Genomic DNA, 17,535 nt, shown 5'->3' on the forward strand with positions numbered 1-17,535 from the left:
AGGACTAGCGAGCCGAGCACAAGGATGTGGCAATGCAGTATTTAGCAGTGATGAAGCCAGCGGTTGGCTGGATATTCTGGCTTGCCCTTCTGGGGCTGGCCCAAGGCGCTTTGGCGGCGCAATTGGTCGCTTATGCGGCTGAGGTGGCAGCGGTGCCGGGGCCGGGGCCGGGGCCGCTGATCGAGCTTGATGCACAGGAGCGCGAATGGCTGGTCGGGCATTCACAAGTGGTTGTCGCGTCGACACAGTACCCTTTGTATCTGTTCAAGGACGAGCACGGTCGCTGGAGCGGTTTCCATAACGATGTGCTGCAACGCATCAGCGCCATGACCGGGTTGCGGTTCGTCTACGACGAGACATTTTCCACCGAGCAGTTGCTCGATCGTCTGGAGAGTGGCGCCGCCGACATGAGCACGATGCTCTCCATGAACGACGAGCGCAGGGCCTTTCTGGATTTCAGTCATGCCTTTGGTGGCGCTGGCTGGGTGTTTGTCGGGCACGCAGAGGCTCCTGAGGTGCAATCGCTGGAGCAACTGGCGAAAAAGGTGCTGGTGTTGCCGACGCGACATGCGCTGGAAGCCGTGATTCGTCGTGATTACCCTTCTATCGAAGTGCGTTCGGTCAAAACCCATGCTGAAGCCCGGGCACTGGTTGAGAGCGGCGAAGCGTATGCGACCATCGACAATGAAATCGGAGCGCGGCTCTATCCGTCGGGCCGACTCAAGGTCGGTGAGGCGCTAGAAGGCAAATGGGACGCGGATTACCTGGCTGTGCGCAAAGGGCAGCCTCAGCTATTGAGCATCCTCAGCAAAGCGCTGGAGGCGTTTGCGCCCGTTGAACTGCGCGCGCTGCGACACAAATGGTTCTATGCCGTTGCGCCGGCAAGCACATCCTCAATCTGGGAGGGGATCACCAGGCAGGTTTGCGTGGGATTGTTGATCGTCAGCGTGTTTGCACTGCTATCGCTGGTCTGGAATCGTCGATTGGCCATTGTGATTGAGCAGCGTTTGAGCGCCGAGAAGGGTCTTCGCGATCAGTTGGCATTCCAGCACGCATTGATGGACGCCATACCCGACCCGGTGTTTGTTTGCGATCGGCAAGGGCGTTTGATCGTGTGCAACAAAAGCTATGAGGAAAGCCTGTCGGCCCGTTTTGATCAGATGCGCGGACAGCGGTTGAACGAGCTGGAAGTCTTGCCTCGAGAGACCGCCGAGCTTTTGCATGCCGAGTTCATGGCTCAACTGCAGACGCGCAAGCCACGCTTCAGCGAGCGGCAATTGATGTTCAAACATGGCCTCAGCGTTATCTACCAGTGGACCGTGCCGTTTTACAATGCGGATGGGCAGTTGCGGGGTTTGCAGGGAGGGTGGACTGAAATCGAACGCCGACCCCGACAGACGTGACAGGACAGTTTTTTCTCTGTCATCTTTGCCATGCATGCTCTATCGACCAGAGACGAATATTTGTGTGCACTCGGTATTCAGAACTTTCTTCTCGGGCCGGCGGTCATTTACTGTAGACATGCCCCAGGCACTTTGTTTTCGGACTATTGAGTGGTGATCGAGATGGAAAGTATCAGTCTCTTGCTCGGTGAGGCTCTGAGCCCGTATCAGGTGACATTGACTCCGGCAGGCATTCATGGCGAATGCCGTGTGACATTGAAGAACGCGACCGGCGAAGTGGTGGTCGATCGCAAATTCAATCAGGCGCAGTTGAGTGACAAGCGATTGTTGACCGATGTGGTCGACGGTTTGCACCGCGATGTACTGATTGCGGAAGGGCGCCTGGAGCCTTGTGTGATCGCGGCGTTACGCAATGCCGCTCAGGACAAGCTGTTGGCCAGCCGAAATTGAATTGTCTTTTGTGGGAACCTTCCTGCACCAAGTTCAGTCAGACCCTCTAACAGCAGGATCAAGCATTGTGCTCCGGTGCTTGTAGCTTGCTGCTACCGGTCTTTATGTAGACTGCGTTTAACCCCGAGTCGTCTCCCCACTTCTCGGGGTTTCTTTTGTCCGGAATTTGTCAGTACCCTGCCTGTTGCTCGAAAAATTGTCGCGAGGCTTGCAGATATTCGCTGCGACTTTCCGGGTCGAGCCAGGCCGCGTAGGCCTCGCTCAGGTAGTCACGAGGCAGGGTGCGCAACAGTTGGTTGATCTCGGTGATGACCTGTCGACCCTTAGGCGTGTCGGTGCAACCGATGTACCCGGACAAGTACTTGCCTGTGCCGCGAATCGGATAGAACTGCAGTTCATCCTCAGTGATCCCTTGCTGCTGCGCCTGATAGCGGATTTCCGGGCGATAACCCAGCAGCAACCGCAGGCGTCCGAGGCGTTGCATTTGCAGGAGACTGCCCAGTGCGTCATTGCCGTAATGCAGCGTCAGAGCCTCGGGCGGGGCCTGTTTGAGCATGGCGTCCAGGTACTCGCCGTAGTTGCGTTCGGCGACAATCCCCAGCGTTACAGTGCCGGTAGCCAGCAGGGCGGCCAGATCCACTTCGCCCTCCTTGAGGAACGGCGCCAGCACTTCGCGATCCACCCGGCGCACGACCAGGCCATTGCTCATGGCGCGGAAAACCGGGATGGAGAACGCAACCCAGCTTTCGCGTTCCTTGCTCCAGTTCAAAGCTGCATCACAGGTCAGAGAGGGCTCACGAAGCATCTGCGAGCCGCGCGCGCGATTGACCTGCATCACGCTGTGTTGGTACTGCGGCATGCCGGCGATCAGTTTGGTCAGCAGTTGATCGATGATCCCCAGACCCTTTTTCGGTCCGTCGAAAATGAACAGCGGTGGCAGATCGCGCTTGAGCCAGACCAGCGACTCTTTGGGTTGCGCCCACGCCGAGGGCGCCGTGGCGGTTATCAGAAGCACGCCCGCCATAGCGCGCAATGCTCGTCCGTTCCGCCACAGGCAGTGCTCGATGAGTTGCGCAACCAGACGCTTCAGCTCAGATGGCTCCGTCTTTGCGCAGTTGTGTGATCTGCGACGCGTCATAGCCAAGTTCCTGGAGTACCTGCGCGTTGTGTTCGCCCAGTTGCGGCCCGACCCATTCACAATCACCGGGTGTCTCAGAGAGTTTCGGCACGATTCCCGGCATCTTGAAATCTTTGCCATCCGGCAGTTTGGCCTGCAGGAACATTTCCCGGGCGAGGTACTGTGGATCGCTGAACATATCTTCGGCGCTGAAGATCCGGCTGGCCGGCACGTCGGCCTGATTCAGCAGTTCAATGACCTTGTCCAGCGGCAACGAATTGACCCAGCGATCGATGACGCCGTAAAGCTCGTCACGGCGGCTGTCACGCCCATCGTTGCTGGCCAGCACGGGATCGTTGGCCAGGTCTTCGCGCCCCAAGACCCGCATGAAGCGCTTGAAGATCGCATCGCCGTTGGCGCCGATCTGTACATGCTTGCCGTCGGCGCTGGTATGGATCGAAGAGGGCGTGATGCCGGGCATGATGTTGCCGGTTCGTTCGCGAATGAAACCGAACACGTCGAACTCCGGGACCATGCTTTCCATCATGGCGAAGATCGCTTCGTACAGCGCGACATCCACCACCTGGCCCTGGCCGCCGTTGACCTCGCGGTGCCGCAAAGCCATCAGCGCGCCGATCACGCCCCACAGTGCGGCAATCGAGTCGCCGATGGAGATGCCGGGGCGCACCGGTGGGCGATCTTCGAAACCGGTGATGTAGCGTAAGCCGCCCATGGACTCACCGACCGCGCCAAACCCCGGCTGATCTTTCATCGGGCCGGTCTGGCCGAAGCCCGAGAGGCGCACCATCACCAGCTTCGGATTCAACGCGTGCAAGACCTCCCAGCCCAGGCCGAGTTTTTCCAGGACGCCGGGTCGGAAGTTCTCGATCAGGATGTCTGCTTCGCTCAGCAGCTTTTTCAGAATCGCCAGGCCGTCGGGATGCTTGAGGTTCAGGGTCAGGGACTTTTTATTGCGCGCCTGCACAAACCACCACAGCGACGTGCCCTCATACAACTTGCGCCATTTGCGCAGCGGATCGCCGCCGTCCGGGGATTCGACCTTGACCACATCGGCGCCGAATTCGGCGCAAATGCGCGAAGCGAAGGGACCGGCAATCAATGTGCCCAATTCAATGACTTTCAGGCCTGAAAGCGGTTTGGCGGTCAACGACATACGGGATCCTGTAGGGCAAGGGTTGAGCGAATACAGCGTTTTAACATAGCCGACCGTCAGGCGCCCGAGGTAGATCGCCTTCTATTCGTTGATTGGTGGCTGCATCGGTTAGACTTGCCGCCTTTCCCCGTATCAAGAAGCCCGTTCATGGCCCAGCCGTCCACGACCTACAAGTTTGAACTGAACCTCACCGACCTCGACCGCAGCGTCTACGAGAGCGTCAAGCAGACCATCGCCCGTCACCCTTCGGAAACCGAAGAGCGCATGACCGTGCGCCTGCTGGCCTACGCCCTCTGGTACAACGAGCAACTGTCTTTTGGCCGTGGTCTGTCAGACGTGGATGAACCGGCCCTGTGGGAAAAAAGCCTGGATGACCGCGTCCTGCACTGGATCGAAGTCGGCCAGCCGGATGTTGATCGCCTGACCTGGTGCTCGCGTCGCACCGAGCGCACCAGCCTGCTGGCTTACGGCAGCCTGCGCGTCTGGGAAGGTAAGGTGGTGCCGGCGGTGAAAAACCTGAAGAACGTGAACATCGCCGCCGTGCCTCAGGAAGTGCTGGAAACCTTGGCCAAAGACATGCCCCGCGTCATCAAGTGGGACGTGATGATCAGCGAAGGGACGATTTTCGTGACCGACGATCGCGGTCAACACGAAGTCCAGCTGACCTGGCTGCTGGGCGAGCGCGGCTGAGGCTGCGTCATCCCCCGATTTATCCTACGTAACCTAGAGAAGCTGCCGTCACCCCATGCGCATTGAACCTCGCCTGCTGCCCGACACCTTGCCCTTCCTCGGTGATATTCCACCTTTGCTGACCCGCCTGTATGCGGCGCGGGGCGTGCAGTCCGAAGCCGAACTGGACAAGAGCCTGGCGCGGTTGATTCCGTTCCAGAAGCTCAAAGGCATCGAGGCGGCGGTGGACTTGCTGGTGATCGCGCTTGAGCAGCGTCAGCGGATCCTGATCGTCGGCGACTTTGACGCTGACGGCGCAACGGCCAGTACCGTGGGCACTTTGGGTTTGCGCCTGCTGGGCGCAGCGCATGTCGATTACCTGGTGCCCAATCGATTCGACTACGGCTACGGCCTGACGCCGGAAATCGTCGCGGTGGCGCTGGAGCGCCAGCCACACTTGCTGATCACCGTGGACAACGGCATCTCCAGCGTCGAAGGCGTGGCGGCGGCGAAGAAGGCTGGGCTGAACGTGCTGGTCACTGATCACCACTTGCCCGGCGATGAGCTGCCATTGGCCGACGCCATCGTCAATCCGAACCAGCCCGGCTGCGAATTTCCGAGCAAGGCCCTGGCCGGCGTCGGGGTGATTTTCTATGTCCTGATGGCTTTGCGCGCGCGGTTGCGCGAGCTCGGCTGGTATGCGGACAAGCCGCAACCGAACATCGGTGAGTTGCTCGATCTGGTGGCGCTGGGCAGCGTGGCCGACGTGGTACCGCTGGATGCCAACAACCGGATTCTGGTGCATCAGGGCCTCGAGCGTATTCGTGCCGGCCGTGCCCGACCGGGGGTCAAGGCGATCCTGGAAGTGGCCAAGCGTGACCCTGCGCGCATTACCTCCACCGACCTTGGCTTTATTGTCGGCCCGCGCCTGAACGCGGCGGGACGTCTGGACGACATGAGCCTGGGCATCGAATGCCTGCTGACCGAAGACGCCGGCCTCGCCCGTGAAATGGCTGCGCAACTGGACGGCATGAACCAGGACCGCAAATCCATCGAGCAGGGCATGCAGCGTGAAGCGCTGGCTCAGCTCAAGGACCTGCCGGTGGAGTCGATGCCGTTCGGTTTGTGCCTGTTCGATCCTGAATGGCACCAAGGCGTCATCGGCATTCTCGCGTCGCGTATGAAAGAGCGTTACTTCCGTCCGACCATCGCCTTTGCCGATGCCGGCGATGGTCTGCTCAAGGGCTCGGGACGTTCGGTCCAGGGCTTTCATATCCGCGACGCGCTGAGCGTGGTGGCGGCGCAGCATCCGAACCTGATCACCAAGTACGGCGGTCACGCGATGGCGGCTGGCCTGACGTTGCCCGAAGCGAATTTCCCGCTGTTTGCCGAAGCGTTTGATGCCGAGGTTCGTCGGCAACTGCGCGAAGAGGATCTGACCGGGCGCCTGCTGTCGGACGGCACCCTGGCGGTCGAGGAGTTTCACCTGGAACTGGCCCGCGCGTTGCGCCATGCCGGTCCTTGGGGACAGCACTTTCCGGAGCCGCTGTTTCACGGGGTGTTTCAGTTGGTCGAGCAGCGTGTCGTCGGTGAACGGCACCTTAAGGTCGTGCTGCGCAGCGAATGTGGCTCGGTGAAACTGGATGGCATCGCCTTCGGTATCGACCGGGACGTCTGGCCGAATCCGACCATCAAGTGGGTGGAGCTGGCTTACAAGCTCGATGTGAACGAGTTCCGGGGCAATGAGACCGTTCAGCTGATGATTGCCCACATCGAACCGCGATAGCTTTTGTGGTGAGGGGGCTTGCGCTCTGCAGCGGGAGTAAGCTCCCCCGCCACAGAAGGGCGGTATCGTTTGCCGGTTGTCTGCGTTTTCAATTCTTGAACCCTCCCTCATCCCCCGATGTCGACTAGGCTCTAAGCACTGCTTGATTATCCTTGTGACGTCTTGTCGATTTTTTTGCCCGCGGGGGCGGGTGCTGTACCTTTTTCCTGTCACTCGTCGACTTTCAAACAGAACCCTGGAGCCTGACCACTGATTCGAGAGGTGCCCCATGAGTCTGCTGCTTGAACCCTATACCCTGCGCCAATTGACCCTGCTCAACCGCATTGCGGTGTCGCCAATGTGCCAGTACTCGAGCGTCGATGGTCTGGCCAATGATTGGCATCTGGTCCACCTCGGCAGCCGTGCCATCGGCGGGGCGGGGCTGGTGTTTACCGAAGCCACGGCGGTCACGGCCGACGGACGGATCACCGCGCAAGACCTTGGTCTTTGGAACGATGAACAGATCGAACCCCTGCAACGCATCACCCGCTTCATTGCCGCGCAAGGCGGCATCGCGGGTATCCAGTTGGCCCATGCCGGTCGCAAGGCCAGTACCTGGCGGCCATGGCTCGGCAAGCATGGCAGCGTAAAGCCTGACGACGGTGGCTGGTTGCCGGTCGGCCCGTCACCGATTGCCTTCGATCCGCAGCACACTCAACCCAAACAGCTCGACGATGGTGAAATCGCCGATGTGATTCAGGCCTTCGTCGATGCAGCCAAGCGAGCGCTGACCGCCGGTTTCAAAGTGGTGGAGGTGCATGCGGCCCATGGTTACTTGCTGCATCAATTTCTCTCGCCGCTGAGTAATCAGCGGCGCGACCAATGGGGCGGTTCATTTGAAAACCGCATTCGCCTGGTGTTGCAGGTTACTGAAGCCGTGCGTGCGGTGTGGCCTGAAGAATTGCCGCTGTTTGTCCGGGTCTCGGCCACGGACTGGGTAGAAGATGGCTGGAACCCGGATGAGACCGTCGAGCTGGCGCGACGTCTCAAAGCCCTTGGCGTAGACCTGATCGATGTTTCGTCGGGTGGTACGGCGGTCAACGCGGAAATTCCGACCGGGCCCGGCTACCAGACGCGCTTCGCTGAACGTGTCCGCAAAGAAGCCGACATTGCCACCGGTACCGTAGGCATGATTACCGAGCCGGCGCAGGCCGAGCATATTCTGCGCACCTGTCAGGCGGACATCATTTTCCTGGCTCGCGAGCTGTTGCGCGATCCGTACTGGCCGCTGCACGCTGACGACGATCTCGGGGGCCGCAAGGCCATCTGGCCGGCGCAGTACCAACGCGCCACCCATCGTGATCAACCCATCCACGAATCGGACCTGCGTGACTAAATCGGGCACCCATAAAAAACCCCGCTCTCCTTCAAGAGGCGGGGCTTTTCAGTTTGGCTGGTCGATCAGGCCGCCTGGATCTTGCTGCGGTTCTGCTCGACCTGGTTCAGGTAATCCTTGAGCTTGTCCTGTTCCGCCGGAGTGGTGAACAAGCCGAGCTTGCTACGGCGCCACAGGATGTCATGGGCGCTGGTGGCCCATTCATCGCTGCACAGGTAATCGACTTCGCGGGTATAGAGACCGCCGCCGATGTGTTCGCCCAGATCGCTCAGGTTCTGCACGCCTTCGAGCATGCGCCAGGTGCGGCTGCCGTAGGTGGTGGCCCAGCGGCGCGAGATTTCAGTCGGGACCCAGTCAAACCTGTCGCGGATTTTCGAGCTCAGCGCCTGCGGGGTCGTCATGTCTTCGCCGCCCGGCAGGGGCGCATTGGCGGTCCAGCTCGGTTTAATGTGCGAGAAATAAGGGGCCAGTTGCGCCATCGCCGACTCGGCCAGTTTGCGATACGTGGTCAGCTTGCCGCCGAACACGGACAGCAACGGGGCATCTTCGCCAGCGCCCGACAAGGCGAGGGTGTAATCGCGGGTCACGGCCGACGGGTTGTCCGATTCGTCGTTGCACAGCGGACGCACACCGGAATAGCTGTGCAGGATGTCGTCACGACTGATCTGTTTTTTGAAGTGGGTGTTGACCACTTTCAACAAGTAATCGGTTTCGCCCTCGGTAATCGCCACCGCAGCCGGATCGCCGGTGTATTCGCGGTCGGTGGTGCCGATCAGGGTGAAGTGGTTCAAATATGGAATGGTGAAGACGATGCGCTGATCTTCGTTTTGCAGAATGTGCGCATGTTCACCTTCGTACAGCTTCGGCACGATCAGGTGGCTGCCCTGGATCAGGCGGATACCGTACGGCGATTCCATCTTCAGGTCATCACGGATGAACTTGGCGACCCAAGGCCCGGCCGCGTTCACCAATGCTTTGGCACGAATCGAAAACAGGCTGCCGTCGGCGCGTTCCAGGTGCAGGTGCCACAAACCTTTGGTGCGGCGAGCACTGACACAACGGGTCTGAGTATGGACGTGGGCGCCTTTTTCCCGGGCGGCCATGGCGTTCAGCACAACGAGGCGCGCATCGTCGACCCAGCAATCGGAATATTCAAAGCCTTTGGTTATTTCGCTTTTCAGCGCGCTGTCCGCACCGAACTTCAGGCTTTTCGAGCCTTGGAGTTGTTCGCGCTTGCCGAGGTTGTCATACAGAAATAGCCCCGCGCGGATCATCCAGGCCGGACGCAGATGCGGACGGTGCGGCAACACGAAGCGCATTTGCTTGACGATGTGTGGCGCCTTGGCCAGCAATACTTCGCGCTCGGCCAGGGCCTCGCGCACCAGGCGGAATTCGTAATGTTCGAGATAGCGCAGGCCACCGTGGATCAGCTTGCTGCTGGCTGACGATGTGTGGCTGGCCAAGTCATCCTTTTCGCAAAGGAAAACCGATAGGCCGCGGCCGGCGGCATCCGCTGCGATCCCCACGCCATTGATCCCGCCACCGATGACGGCGATATCGTAGACCTCGGCGAGAGGGGGCGTAGGCAAGGTAGAAGTGGGCATCGGCTAAGGCCTCGGGTTTTTTTGATTTTCTGTATTTGAATTCGAACATAAATGTTCATTTGCGAAAATACTAGCCCATTAAGACGCGCACAGCCAGTCAGCTTCGATTGAAAATACTCATCGAAGGGCCGTTAAAGGAAAATTTACGAACATTTTTGAGGGGGATGCACTGTAGGAGCCGGCTTGCTGGCGATGCGATCTCAAGGGCGCCATCGCCGGCAAGCCGGCTCTTGCGGGTCGTTCAACCTTCGTTGTGGTTAAACAACCTCCAGCCGAACCTTGTGCTGGTTCAACAACTGCGCCAGCGCCGGGGAGGGCTGCTGATCGGTTACAAGGCAATCAACAAGGCTGATCGGACCCAGGCGAATCATGGCGTTGCGCCCGAATTTGCTCGAGTCGGCGGCGAGAATCACCTGACGGGCATTGGCGATGATCGCCTGGGACACCCGCACTTCCTGATAATCGAAATCCAGCAAACTGCCGTCTTCATCGATCCCGCTGATCCCGACCAAGGCGAAGTCGACCTTGAACTGGTTGATGAAATCGACACTCGCCTGGCCCACCACACCACCGTCACGCCGCACATTGCCGCCGGTCAGCAGCACGTCAAAGTCGTCCTTGGCGCTGAGCATCGAGGCCACATGCAGGTTGTTGGTGATGATCTTCAGGTGATTGTGATTGAGCAGCGCGCGGGCGATGGATTCGGTGGTGGTGCCGATGTTGATGAACAGCGAGGCGTGATCCGGGATCTGCGCGGCAATGGCTTCGCCAATACGCTGTTTCTCATCGCGCATCTGGTCGGCGCGCATGGCGTAGGCGGTGTTTTCGACACTGGAATCGTAAGCCGCGCCGCCGTGATAGCGGCGCAGCAAATTGGCTTCCGCGAGCTGGTTGATATCGCGGCGGATGGTTTGCGGAGTAACAACGAACAGCGTGGCCATTTCCTCGATACTCACATAGCCGCGTTCGCGAACCAGTTCGAGGATTTGCTGCTGACGGGGAGGCAGATTCATGGGGCGTCCTTTGGGCTGCCGTGCAAAATTTGCCCATGATGCCGCAGGAATCCGCTCCCTGCCAGTTACAACCAGATACGCGTCTGGGTATTGGCTTATTCAGCCCCTTCCTGTGGCTCCCAATCGCGGGTGCGGCTGACGGCTTTTTTCCAGCCGGCGTAGAGCTTTTCCTTCGCCGCTTCGTCCAGGGTCGGTTCGAATTTGCGCTCGATCACGGCTTTGCCGCGCAACTCGTCCAGGCTGCTCCAGAAACCACACGCCAGGCCCGCCAGGTAGGCCGCACCCAGTGCCGTGGTTTCGCGCATTTGCGGACGCTCGACTTGCGTGCCGAGAATGTCGGCCTGGAACTGCATGAGGAAGTTGTTCGCCACCGCACCGCCATCCACGCGCAAGGCTTTGAGGCGTTCGCCGGCATCCTGCTGCATGGCATCGAGAACGTCGCGGGTCTGGTAGGCAATCGACTCGAGTGCCGCGCGGATGATGTGATCCACGCGGACACCGCGGGTCAGGCCGAACAATGCGCCTCGGGCATACGGGTCCCAGTACGGAGCACCCAGGCCGGTGAAGGCCGGGACCAGGTACACGCCGTTGCTGTCCTTGACCTTGTTGGCGAAGTATTCGGTGTCGTGAGCGTCATTGATGATCTTCAACTCGTCCCGCAGCCATTGCACGGTGGAACCGCCGTTGAACACCGCGCCTTCCAGCGCATAGGCCACTTCGCCGCGCGGGCCGCAGGCAATGGTGGTGAGCATGCCGTGGTTGGATTTGACGGCTTTGTCGCCGGTGTTCATCAACAGGAAGCAACCGGTGCCGTAGGTGTTTTTGGCCTGACCGGCTTCGACACACATTTGGCCGAACAACGCGGCTTGCTGGTCGCCGGCGATACCGCCGATGGCGATGCCGCTTTTGGTGCGGCCGTAGATTTCCGACGACGATTTCACTTCCGGCAACATTTCGCGCGGGATATCCAGCACCTCCAGCATCTTCGCATCCCACTCCAGGGTGTGGATGTTGAAAAGCATGGTGCGCGAGGCGTTGGTGTAGTCAGTGACGTGCACTTTGCCGCCGGTAAATTTCCAGATCAGCCAGCTGTCGACGGTGCCGAACAACAGCTCGCCGTTGCGTGCACGCTCACGGCTGCCTTCGACATTGTCGAGAATCCACTTGAGCTTGGTGCCGGAGAAGTACGGGTCGGTGACCAGGCCTGTGGTATCGCTGATGTACTGCTCGTGGCCGTCGCGTTTGAGCTGCTGGCAGATCTCGGTGCTGCGTCGGCACTGCCAGACGATGGCGTTGTAGATCGGGCGTCCGGTGTTCTTGTCCCAGACCACGGTGGTTTCACGCTGGTTGGTGATACCGATGGCCGCGACCTGATCGTGATGCAGGCCGGCTTGCGCCAGTGCCTCGACCATCACCGCGCTCTGGGTGGCGAAGATTTCCATCGGGTCATGCTCGACCCAGCCAGCTTGCGGGTAGTGCTGCGCGAACTCCCGTTGAGCGGTGCAGACCACGTTGGCGTCGCGGTCGAAAATGATCGCGCGGGAGCTGGTCGTACCCTGATCGAGGGCAATGATGTAGTTCTTATTCTGAGAGTCGGTCATGTCGATTGCCTTGGACGAAATAAGGGGGTGAGGTCTGGCGCGCGATCTTTTCGGCAGGATCATGCGCCAACGGTATCAAGAAATTCCTGGTTTGCCGTCAATGGCCGTTGTTGCGTCCTTTGTAGCAGGTGCGGCGCCGGGCAGATGGCGGGCGATGATTCCGCGATAGGCCGCGGCACCGAGGCAGGCGCCGACGATCGGGGCGAATATCGGAATCAGGAAGTAAGGGATGTCGCGCGCGCCGGTAAGGGAAATCTCACCCCAGCCGGTGAAAAATGTCATCAGTTTCGGGCCGAAGTCCCGTGCAGGGTTCATCGCGAAACCGGTCAGTGGTCCCATCGAACTGCCGATCACCGCAATCAGCAAGCCGATCAGGATCGGCGCCAGCGGGCCATTGGGCAGGCCATTGTTATCGTCGGTCAGCGACATGATCACGCCCATCAGGATGGCGGTGATGATCACCTCGACCAGAAATGCTTGCGCCGTGGACAGGCTCGGATTGGGGAAGGTGGAAAACACCGATGCCAGCTCAAGGCTGGCTTCGGTACCGCGAACCATATGGTGAGTTTGTTCGAAATCGAAGAACAGGTTGCTGTACAGCGTGTACACCAACAGCGCGCCGCAAAAGGCGCCAGCGACCTGGGCGAAAATATAGAAGGGCAGTTTGCGCTTTTCGAAGTCGGCAAAAATGCTCAGCGCGATGCTGACGGCTGGATTGAGGTGGGCTCCGGAAACCCCGGCAGTCAGGTAGATCGCCATGCTGACGCCGACGCCCCAGATGATGCTGATTTCCCACAAGCCAAAGCTGGCGCCAGCGACCTTGAGCGCGGCGACGCAACCGGTACCAAAAAAGATCAGAAGCGCGGTGCCCAGAAACTCGGCCATGCATTGGCTCGAGAGCGACGGTTGTTGTAAAGCAGTTGTCATTGAAACCTCATTTTTTTTCTTGTCTGGCGCTTTCCTTCCATCATGGTCAGAGCGCGTTTTTCCCCGAGGCAGAATCCCCATCCTGTTCCCGGTTTACAGCTGGGCACTGCGGTAAGACTTTTCGAGCAGTTTCATAAACGAAAAAATATAGACAAGAAACGCCGCTGTCAAAGGTCGAAAGTGAACCATTGGTCACAAATAAACTATTAGTTCGGTGAATGATCGCGACTGATCAAGGCCGGCAACATGTTCAATGGTGCCGGGTTAGAGCCTTTTACGGATCAATGTCCTAGAATCCGGCGCAGGATTTTTTCTACTGCCGCCCAGTCTGGAGCTGTCATGACCCCCGCATTGGATTTGCTGAAAAAGGTTCGGGCCGAACACCGAGTGCACAGTTACGAACATGACCCGAAGGCAGCGTCCTATGGGCTTGAAGCTGCAGAAAAACTCGGCCTGGACCCGGCGCAGGTGTTCAAGACCTTGCTCGCGGCCAGCGAGAAGGGCGAGCTGCTGGTGGCGGTGGTACCGGTTGTCGGCAGTCTGGACTTGAAAGGTCTGGCTCACGCCGCCGGGGTGAAAAAAGTCGAAATGGCCGACCCCGCCGCAGCGCAACGTTCGACCGGTTATCTGTTGGGCGGGATCAGTCCGCTGGGGCAAAAAAAGCGTTTGCGCACCTTTATAGATAATTCGGCCCAACCCTTCGCGAGCATTTTTGTCAGTGCCGGTCGACGCGGTCTGGAAGTCGAATTGGCTCCCGCCGTGCTCGCCGAACATACCCAGGCGAAATTTGCCGATATCGGCCGCCCCTGAGCGTTAAAGGAGAAATCTCATGCAGCTTGAGTTTCATCAGGTCGACGCGTTCAGTGATCGGCCATTCGGTGGCAACCCGGCGATGGTTTATCGGCTGGATGCCTGGCTCGCCGATGAGTTGATGCAGAAAATCGCTGCCGAGCACAATCTGGCCGAAACCGCCTTCGTGGTACGTGAAGGCCAGGATTGGCACATCCGCTGGTTTACTCCGACCACCGAAGTTCCGTTGTGCGGTCATGCGACCCTGGCCAGTGCCTACGTACTGTTTGAAATCTACAAAGAGCCGGTTGAACGTCTGGATTTCACCTGCAAGTCTGGTCCGTTGAGTGTGACCCGTGAGGGTGGGCGCCTGTGGCTGGATTTTCCGGCGATCATCCCGTCGGAAGTGGGCGTGACCCTGGATGTAGAACGCGCGCTCGGTGTGGAAGCCGTCGATGTGTTGGGATCGAATGAACTGTTCGTGGTGTTGGAGTCCGAGCAGGCGGTACTCGACTGTCAGCCGGATATGGTCGCGCTGGCCAGGTTGCCATGGTTGGGCGCCATCGTCACCGCGCGGGGCAGCAAGCACGATTTCGTCTCGCGCTACTTCGCACCGGCCATTGGCATCAACGAGGACCCGGTGACGGGATCGACCCATTGCAGCCTGATTCCGTACTGGGCGGCGCGGTTGAGCAAATCGAGTTTGACGGCGTATCAATGTTCGGCGCGGGGTGGGGAGTTGTTTTGTCGGCTGGAAGGGGAGCGGGTGAAGATTGGCGGGAATGCGACGCTTGTCGCCAATGGAACGCTGATGCTCGGCTAACGACGAGTCCCCTGTGAGAGCGAGCAGTCTCGCTCTCACAGAGAGGGTGTTGATCAGTGAGCGGTGCTGTAGCGCCGAACGCCAGCTTCTACGGCAGGAATCTGCGCCGCCATGCTTCCGCTCGCCTGGAACAGCACCAGGTGTTCCGCCGCGACACGTATGCCGACCTCAGCGCCGATCAGATGATCGACATGGCTCGGGAAGATCGATTCCAGTTGCGTGCCGGTAGGCAATTGCAGGCGATAGAGCGTTGAGGCGCCCTGGAACGACTTGCCCACGATCCGCACCTTCAATGCACTGTCGGGCGCATATACGATGTCGTCCGGACGCAGCAACACGTCCACTGCGCCACCCACCGGCCAGGTGTAGGCCCGGTTACCGCGCAACTCGCCCAGCTCGGTTTGCACCGACTCCGGGCTGCTCAACTGACCACGAATGAAGTAACCCTGGCCGATGAAACTAGCCACGTAGGGCGTCAGAGGTTCGTGATAGAGGTTGTAGGACGTATCCCACTGCTCCAGTCGACCTTCCTTGAATACGCCGACGTGATCGCTGACGGCGAAGGCTTCTTCCTGATCGTGGGTCACCAAAATCGCGCTGGTGCCACGGGCTTTGAGGATGTCGCGCACTTCGTGGCTGAGCTTGCGGCGCAATTCGCCATCGAGGTTGGAGAACGGTTCGTCGAGCAACAGCAATTGCGGCTCCGGCGCCAGGGCACGGGCCAGTGCGACACGTTGCTGCTGACCACCGGAAAGCTCGTGGGGGAAGCGCTTGCCGAGGCCTTTGAGGTTGACCAGTTCCAGCAGCTCTTCGGTGACGCGATCCTTTTGCGGATGCTTGCGAATGCCGAAGGCGATGTTGTCGGCCACGCTCAGGTGTGGAAACAGGGCGTAGTCCTGGAACACCATGCCGATCCGGCGTTTCTCCGGCGCAAGGGTGAAGCCGGCGCTGGAGATCGTCTCGCCCGCCAGCTGGATGTCACCCTCATGTACCGGCTCGAAACCGGCAATGGCGCGCAGTGTGGTGGTCTTGCCGCAACCTGAAGAGCCGAGCAGGCAACCGATGTCACCGGCGTTCAAATGCAGGTTGAGGTTTTGCACCACCCGCTGGTCTTGATAACCGCAGGCGAGGTTGCGCAGGTTTAGCAGTAATGGCTGGCTCATGCGTGGTGGTACGCCGGCTCGACGAGAAACTCGAGCAGGGCCTTTTGTGCATGCAGGCGGTTCTCTGCTTGATCCCAGGCAACCGAGCGCGGGTCATCGAGCAGGTCGATGCTGATTTCTTCGCCACGGTGAGCGGGCAGGCAGTGCATGAAGAGCACGTCCGGCGCGGCCAGGTCGAGCAGCGCGCGGTTGACCTGGTAAGGGGCGAACAGCTGAAGGCGCTTGGCGGTTTCTTCTTCCTGGCCCATGGAGGTCCAGACATCAGTGCTCACCAGATGGGCGCCGCGCACGGCCTCCTGCGGATCGCGAACGATGGTGATCCGGTCCCCGGCCTTGGCCACGAATTCGGAATTAGGCTCGTAGCCTTCCGGGCAGGCAACGCGCAGCTGGAAGTCGAACTGGATCGCCGCTTCTATATAGCTGTTGCACATGTTGTTGCCGTCGCCGATCCAGGCCACGGTCTTGCCCTGGATGGAGCCGCGGTGTTCGAGGAACGTCTGCATGTCGGCCAGCAGTTGGCACGGATGCAGGTCGTCGGACAGACCGTTGATCACCGGCACGCGCGAGTTGGCGGCGAACTCGGTCAGGTTGCTGTGGGCAAAGGTGCGGATCATCACCGCATCGAGCATGCTCGACATGACGATCGCGCAGTCGCCGATAGGCTCGCCACGGCCCAGTTGGGTGTCACGGGGCGACAGGAAAATCGCCTGGCCGCCGAGCTGGATCATGCCGGCTTCGAAGGAAATGCGGGTGCGGGTCGAGGACTTCTCGAAAATCATCCCGAGCACGCGGTTTTTCAGGGGCTCGAACAGTACACCGCGGTTACGCAGGTCTTTGAGCTCAACGCCTCGACGGATCACGCTGACCAGCTCTTCGGGCGTGCAATCCATCAGGGAGAGAAAGTGCCTTGCGCTCATCATTGACTACCTTTTTGCTACAAACCGCAGATGCTCAAAGCCTTGTTTAACGGAACAACGGGCGAGACCTGCGGCGTAAGCCGCACGGGGCGACGAAATAGGGGAAGGCGCGATCTTATAATTAAATGTCGCGTCTTACCAATAGGGCTACGGTTTTTAGGGGATTTCAGAGGGGCTACGGGGTGACCGCGGTAGCGCTTTTGAAGCCTGTTTCCTGACAGCAGCGAGGCATTTGTACACCGCGCCTGCGCAGCTTGGCAATCAAGCGGGGCGCGGATGGCGTATCAGTGGTCGGTTTGCGACCCGATATTCGCGGCGTTTCGGCGTGGTGCGTCTGATCTGAAATATTTGCTAATGCAAAGTGCTGGGTTATAAATAAATCACGAGCGACGCAGGAAGCCAACCGCAATGGAATCGAAAGAACAGCAGCTAATGGAATTGCTCGGCCTCACAGCCCGCTCCCTGACACACCTGACCGCGTCGATGACCTCGATGTCTTTCGAATTGCTGCGTAGCAGCGACCCGGTGACCCGGGACGCCGGTCGGCGGATGATCGACCGGATGGCCACCATCAGCACCGGGCTGGACGATCACTGGCGGCTGATTGGCGAATTGACCGGGGTGCACGTCGCCCACGAACAGATCGAAACCATCCAGGAAATCCAGTCGCAGACGCCTCCGAGGCTACCGTCGAGCTGATCGGCAACAGCCATCGGCTGGCCTG

General features: G+C 59.6%; 16 protein-coding genes. 8 read left to right on the forward strand and 8 right to left on the reverse strand.

What is annotated here, in order from left to right; all coding sequences use genetic code 11:
• The first annotated feature begins 32 nt into the window (after positions 1-32).
• On the forward strand, positions 33-1,403 hold the full coding sequence (locus tag M5G20_RS19700) for a transporter substrate-binding domain-containing protein (RefSeq protein WP_273920424.1): 1,371 nt from the start codon (positions 33-35) through the stop codon (positions 1,401-1,403).
• Between the two features lie 162 nt (positions 1,404-1,565).
• Entirely contained in the window at positions 1,566-1,853 is a 288-nt protein-coding gene (locus M5G20_RS19705) for a DUF3509 domain-containing protein (RefSeq protein ID WP_150733796.1), read from the forward strand.
• A gap of 169 nt (positions 1,854-2,022) precedes the next feature.
• On the opposite strand, the gene M5G20_RS19710 is transcribed toward M5G20_RS19705, so the two are convergent.
• On the reverse strand, positions 2,023-2,991 hold the full coding sequence (locus tag M5G20_RS19710; RefSeq protein ID WP_273920425.1) for a TIGR02285 family protein: 969 nt from the start codon (positions 2,989-2,991) through the stop codon (positions 2,023-2,025).
• On the reverse strand, positions 2,945-4,144 hold the full coding sequence (locus M5G20_RS19715; RefSeq protein WP_273920426.1) for a CaiB/BaiF CoA transferase family protein: 1,200 nt from the start codon (positions 4,142-4,144) through the stop codon (positions 2,945-2,947). The genes M5G20_RS19710 and M5G20_RS19715 overlap by 47 nt, the downstream gene beginning before the upstream one ends.
• Before the next feature lie 147 nt (positions 4,145-4,291).
• Here M5G20_RS19715 and M5G20_RS19720 point away from each other — a divergent pair, with 147 nt between their 5' ends.
• From M5G20_RS19720 to M5G20_RS19730, 3 genes are all read left to right on the forward strand, one after another.
• The gene (locus M5G20_RS19720) at positions 4,292-4,834 is read left to right on the forward strand and encodes a YaeQ family protein (RefSeq protein ID WP_273920427.1); all 543 of its coding nucleotides are present in this window, start codon (positions 4,292-4,294) and stop codon (positions 4,832-4,834) included.
• A 55-nt stretch (positions 4,835-4,889) separates the two neighbouring features.
• A complete protein-coding gene (gene recJ / locus M5G20_RS19725) occupies positions 4,890-6,599 on the forward strand; it encodes a single-stranded-DNA-specific exonuclease RecJ (protein ID WP_273920428.1) in 1,710 nt (569 codons plus the stop codon).
• Between the two features lie 268 nt (positions 6,600-6,867).
• Positions 6,868-7,974 carry an NADH:flavin oxidoreductase/NADH oxidase gene (locus M5G20_RS19730; RefSeq protein ID WP_273920429.1) on the forward strand — a complete coding sequence of 369 codons (1,107 nt, stop codon included), beginning with the start codon at positions 6,868-6,870 and terminating at the stop codon, positions 7,972-7,974.
• A gap of 65 nt (positions 7,975-8,039) precedes the next feature.
• On the opposite strand, the gene glpD is transcribed toward M5G20_RS19730, so the two are convergent.
• The 4 genes from glpD to M5G20_RS19750 form a co-directional block, all read right to left on the reverse strand.
• Complete coding sequence (gene glpD / locus M5G20_RS19735; RefSeq protein ID WP_273920430.1) at positions 8,040-9,578, reverse strand: glycerol-3-phosphate dehydrogenase; 1,539 nt, start codon at positions 9,576-9,578, stop codon at positions 8,040-8,042.
• Between the two features lie 257 nt (positions 9,579-9,835).
• The gene (locus M5G20_RS19740; protein WP_046042004.1) at positions 9,836-10,591 is read right to left on the reverse strand and encodes a DeoR/GlpR family transcriptional regulator; all 756 of its coding nucleotides are present in this window, start codon (positions 10,589-10,591) and stop codon (positions 9,836-9,838) included.
• Between the two features lie 95 nt (positions 10,592-10,686).
• Complete coding sequence (glpK, locus tag M5G20_RS19745; protein ID WP_273920433.1) at positions 10,687-12,192, reverse strand: glycerol kinase GlpK; 1,506 nt, start codon at positions 12,190-12,192, stop codon at positions 10,687-10,689.
• A 75-nt stretch (positions 12,193-12,267) separates the two neighbouring features.
• Positions 12,268-13,119: an MIP/aquaporin family protein gene (locus tag M5G20_RS19750; RefSeq protein WP_273920434.1), complete on the reverse strand. Its 852-nt coding sequence runs from the start codon at positions 13,117-13,119 to the stop codon at positions 12,268-12,270.
• 339 nt (positions 13,120-13,458) lie between these two features.
• Here M5G20_RS19750 and ybaK point away from each other — a divergent pair, with 339 nt between their 5' ends.
• A complete protein-coding gene (gene ybaK / locus M5G20_RS19755; RefSeq protein ID WP_273920435.1) occupies positions 13,459-13,929 on the forward strand; it encodes a Cys-tRNA(Pro) deacylase in 471 nt (156 codons plus the stop codon).
• 19 nt (positions 13,930-13,948) lie between these two features.
• On the forward strand, positions 13,949-14,731 hold the full coding sequence (locus M5G20_RS19760) for a PhzF family phenazine biosynthesis protein (RefSeq protein ID WP_273920436.1): 783 nt from the start codon (positions 13,949-13,951) through the stop codon (positions 14,729-14,731).
• Positions 14,732-14,784: 53 nt separating this feature from the next.
• Here the strand turns inward: M5G20_RS19760 and M5G20_RS19765 are convergent, their stop codons facing one another.
• Positions 14,785-15,894 carry an ABC transporter ATP-binding protein gene (locus tag M5G20_RS19765; RefSeq protein WP_273920438.1) on the reverse strand — a complete coding sequence of 370 codons (1,110 nt, stop codon included), beginning with the start codon at positions 15,892-15,894 and terminating at the stop codon, positions 14,785-14,787.
• Complete coding sequence (argF, locus tag M5G20_RS19770; protein WP_273920439.1) at positions 15,891-16,811, reverse strand: ornithine carbamoyltransferase; 921 nt, start codon at positions 16,809-16,811, stop codon at positions 15,891-15,893. Before argF ends, M5G20_RS19765 begins: the two co-directional genes overlap by 4 nt.
• A 408-nt stretch (positions 16,812-17,219) precedes the next feature.
• Between argF and M5G20_RS19775 the strand changes: the two genes are divergently transcribed.
• On the forward strand, positions 17,220-17,510 hold the full coding sequence (locus tag M5G20_RS19775; RefSeq protein WP_273920440.1) for a hypothetical protein: 291 nt from the start codon (positions 17,220-17,222) through the stop codon (positions 17,508-17,510).
• Positions 17,511-17,535: the final 25 nt, after the last annotated feature.

The sequence above is a fragment of the Pseudomonas sp. TNT2022 ID1044 genome, from assembly GCF_028656895.1.
Lineage (GTDB): Bacteria > Pseudomonadota > Gammaproteobacteria > Pseudomonadales > Pseudomonadaceae > Aquipseudomonas > Aquipseudomonas reinekei.

What these genes read in the sequence shown, in the direction of transcription:
- M5G20_RS19710 (WP_273920425.1), bottom strand. Translation starts at nt 2,991, where the DNA reads ATGACGCGTCGCAGATCACACAACTGCGCAAAGACGGAGCCATCTGAG.
- glpD (WP_273920430.1), bottom strand. Translation starts at nt 9,578, where the DNA reads ATGCCCACTTCTACCTTGCCTACGCCCCCTCTCGCCGAGGTCTACGAT.
- glpK (WP_273920433.1), bottom strand. Translation starts at nt 12,192, where the DNA reads ATGACCGACTCTCAGAATAAGAACTACATCATTGCCCTCGATCAGGGT.
- M5G20_RS19740 (WP_046042004.1), bottom strand. Translation starts at nt 10,591, where the DNA reads ATGAATCTGCCTCCCCGTCAGCAGCAAATCCTCGAACTGGTTCGCGAA.
- M5G20_RS19715 (WP_273920426.1), bottom strand. Translation starts at nt 4,144, where the DNA reads ATGTCGTTGACCGCCAAACCGCTTTCAGGCCTGAAAGTCATTGAATTG.
- M5G20_RS19775 (WP_273920440.1), top strand. Translation starts at nt 17,220, where the DNA reads ATGGAATCGAAAGAACAGCAGCTAATGGAATTGCTCGGCCTCACAGCC.
- M5G20_RS19765 (WP_273920438.1), bottom strand. Translation starts at nt 15,894, where the DNA reads ATGAGCCAGCCATTACTGCTAAACCTGCGCAACCTCGCCTGCGGTTAT.
- M5G20_RS19700 (WP_273920424.1), top strand. Translation starts at nt 33, where the DNA reads ATGCAGTATTTAGCAGTGATGAAGCCAGCGGTTGGCTGGATATTCTGG.
- M5G20_RS19730 (WP_273920429.1), top strand. Translation starts at nt 6,868, where the DNA reads ATGAGTCTGCTGCTTGAACCCTATACCCTGCGCCAATTGACCCTGCTC.
- M5G20_RS19760 (WP_273920436.1), top strand. Translation starts at nt 13,949, where the DNA reads ATGCAGCTTGAGTTTCATCAGGTCGACGCGTTCAGTGATCGGCCATTC.
- M5G20_RS19720 (WP_273920427.1), top strand. Translation starts at nt 4,292, where the DNA reads ATGGCCCAGCCGTCCACGACCTACAAGTTTGAACTGAACCTCACCGAC.
- ybaK (WP_273920435.1), top strand. Translation starts at nt 13,459, where the DNA reads ATGACCCCCGCATTGGATTTGCTGAAAAAGGTTCGGGCCGAACACCGA.
- M5G20_RS19705 (WP_150733796.1), top strand. Translation starts at nt 1,566, where the DNA reads ATGGAAAGTATCAGTCTCTTGCTCGGTGAGGCTCTGAGCCCGTATCAG.
- recJ (WP_273920428.1), top strand. Translation starts at nt 4,890, where the DNA reads ATGCGCATTGAACCTCGCCTGCTGCCCGACACCTTGCCCTTCCTCGGT.
- M5G20_RS19750 (WP_273920434.1), bottom strand. Translation starts at nt 13,119, where the DNA reads ATGACAACTGCTTTACAACAACCGTCGCTCTCGAGCCAATGCATGGCC.
- argF (WP_273920439.1), bottom strand. Translation starts at nt 16,811, where the DNA reads ATGAGCGCAAGGCACTTTCTCTCCCTGATGGATTGCACGCCCGAAGAG.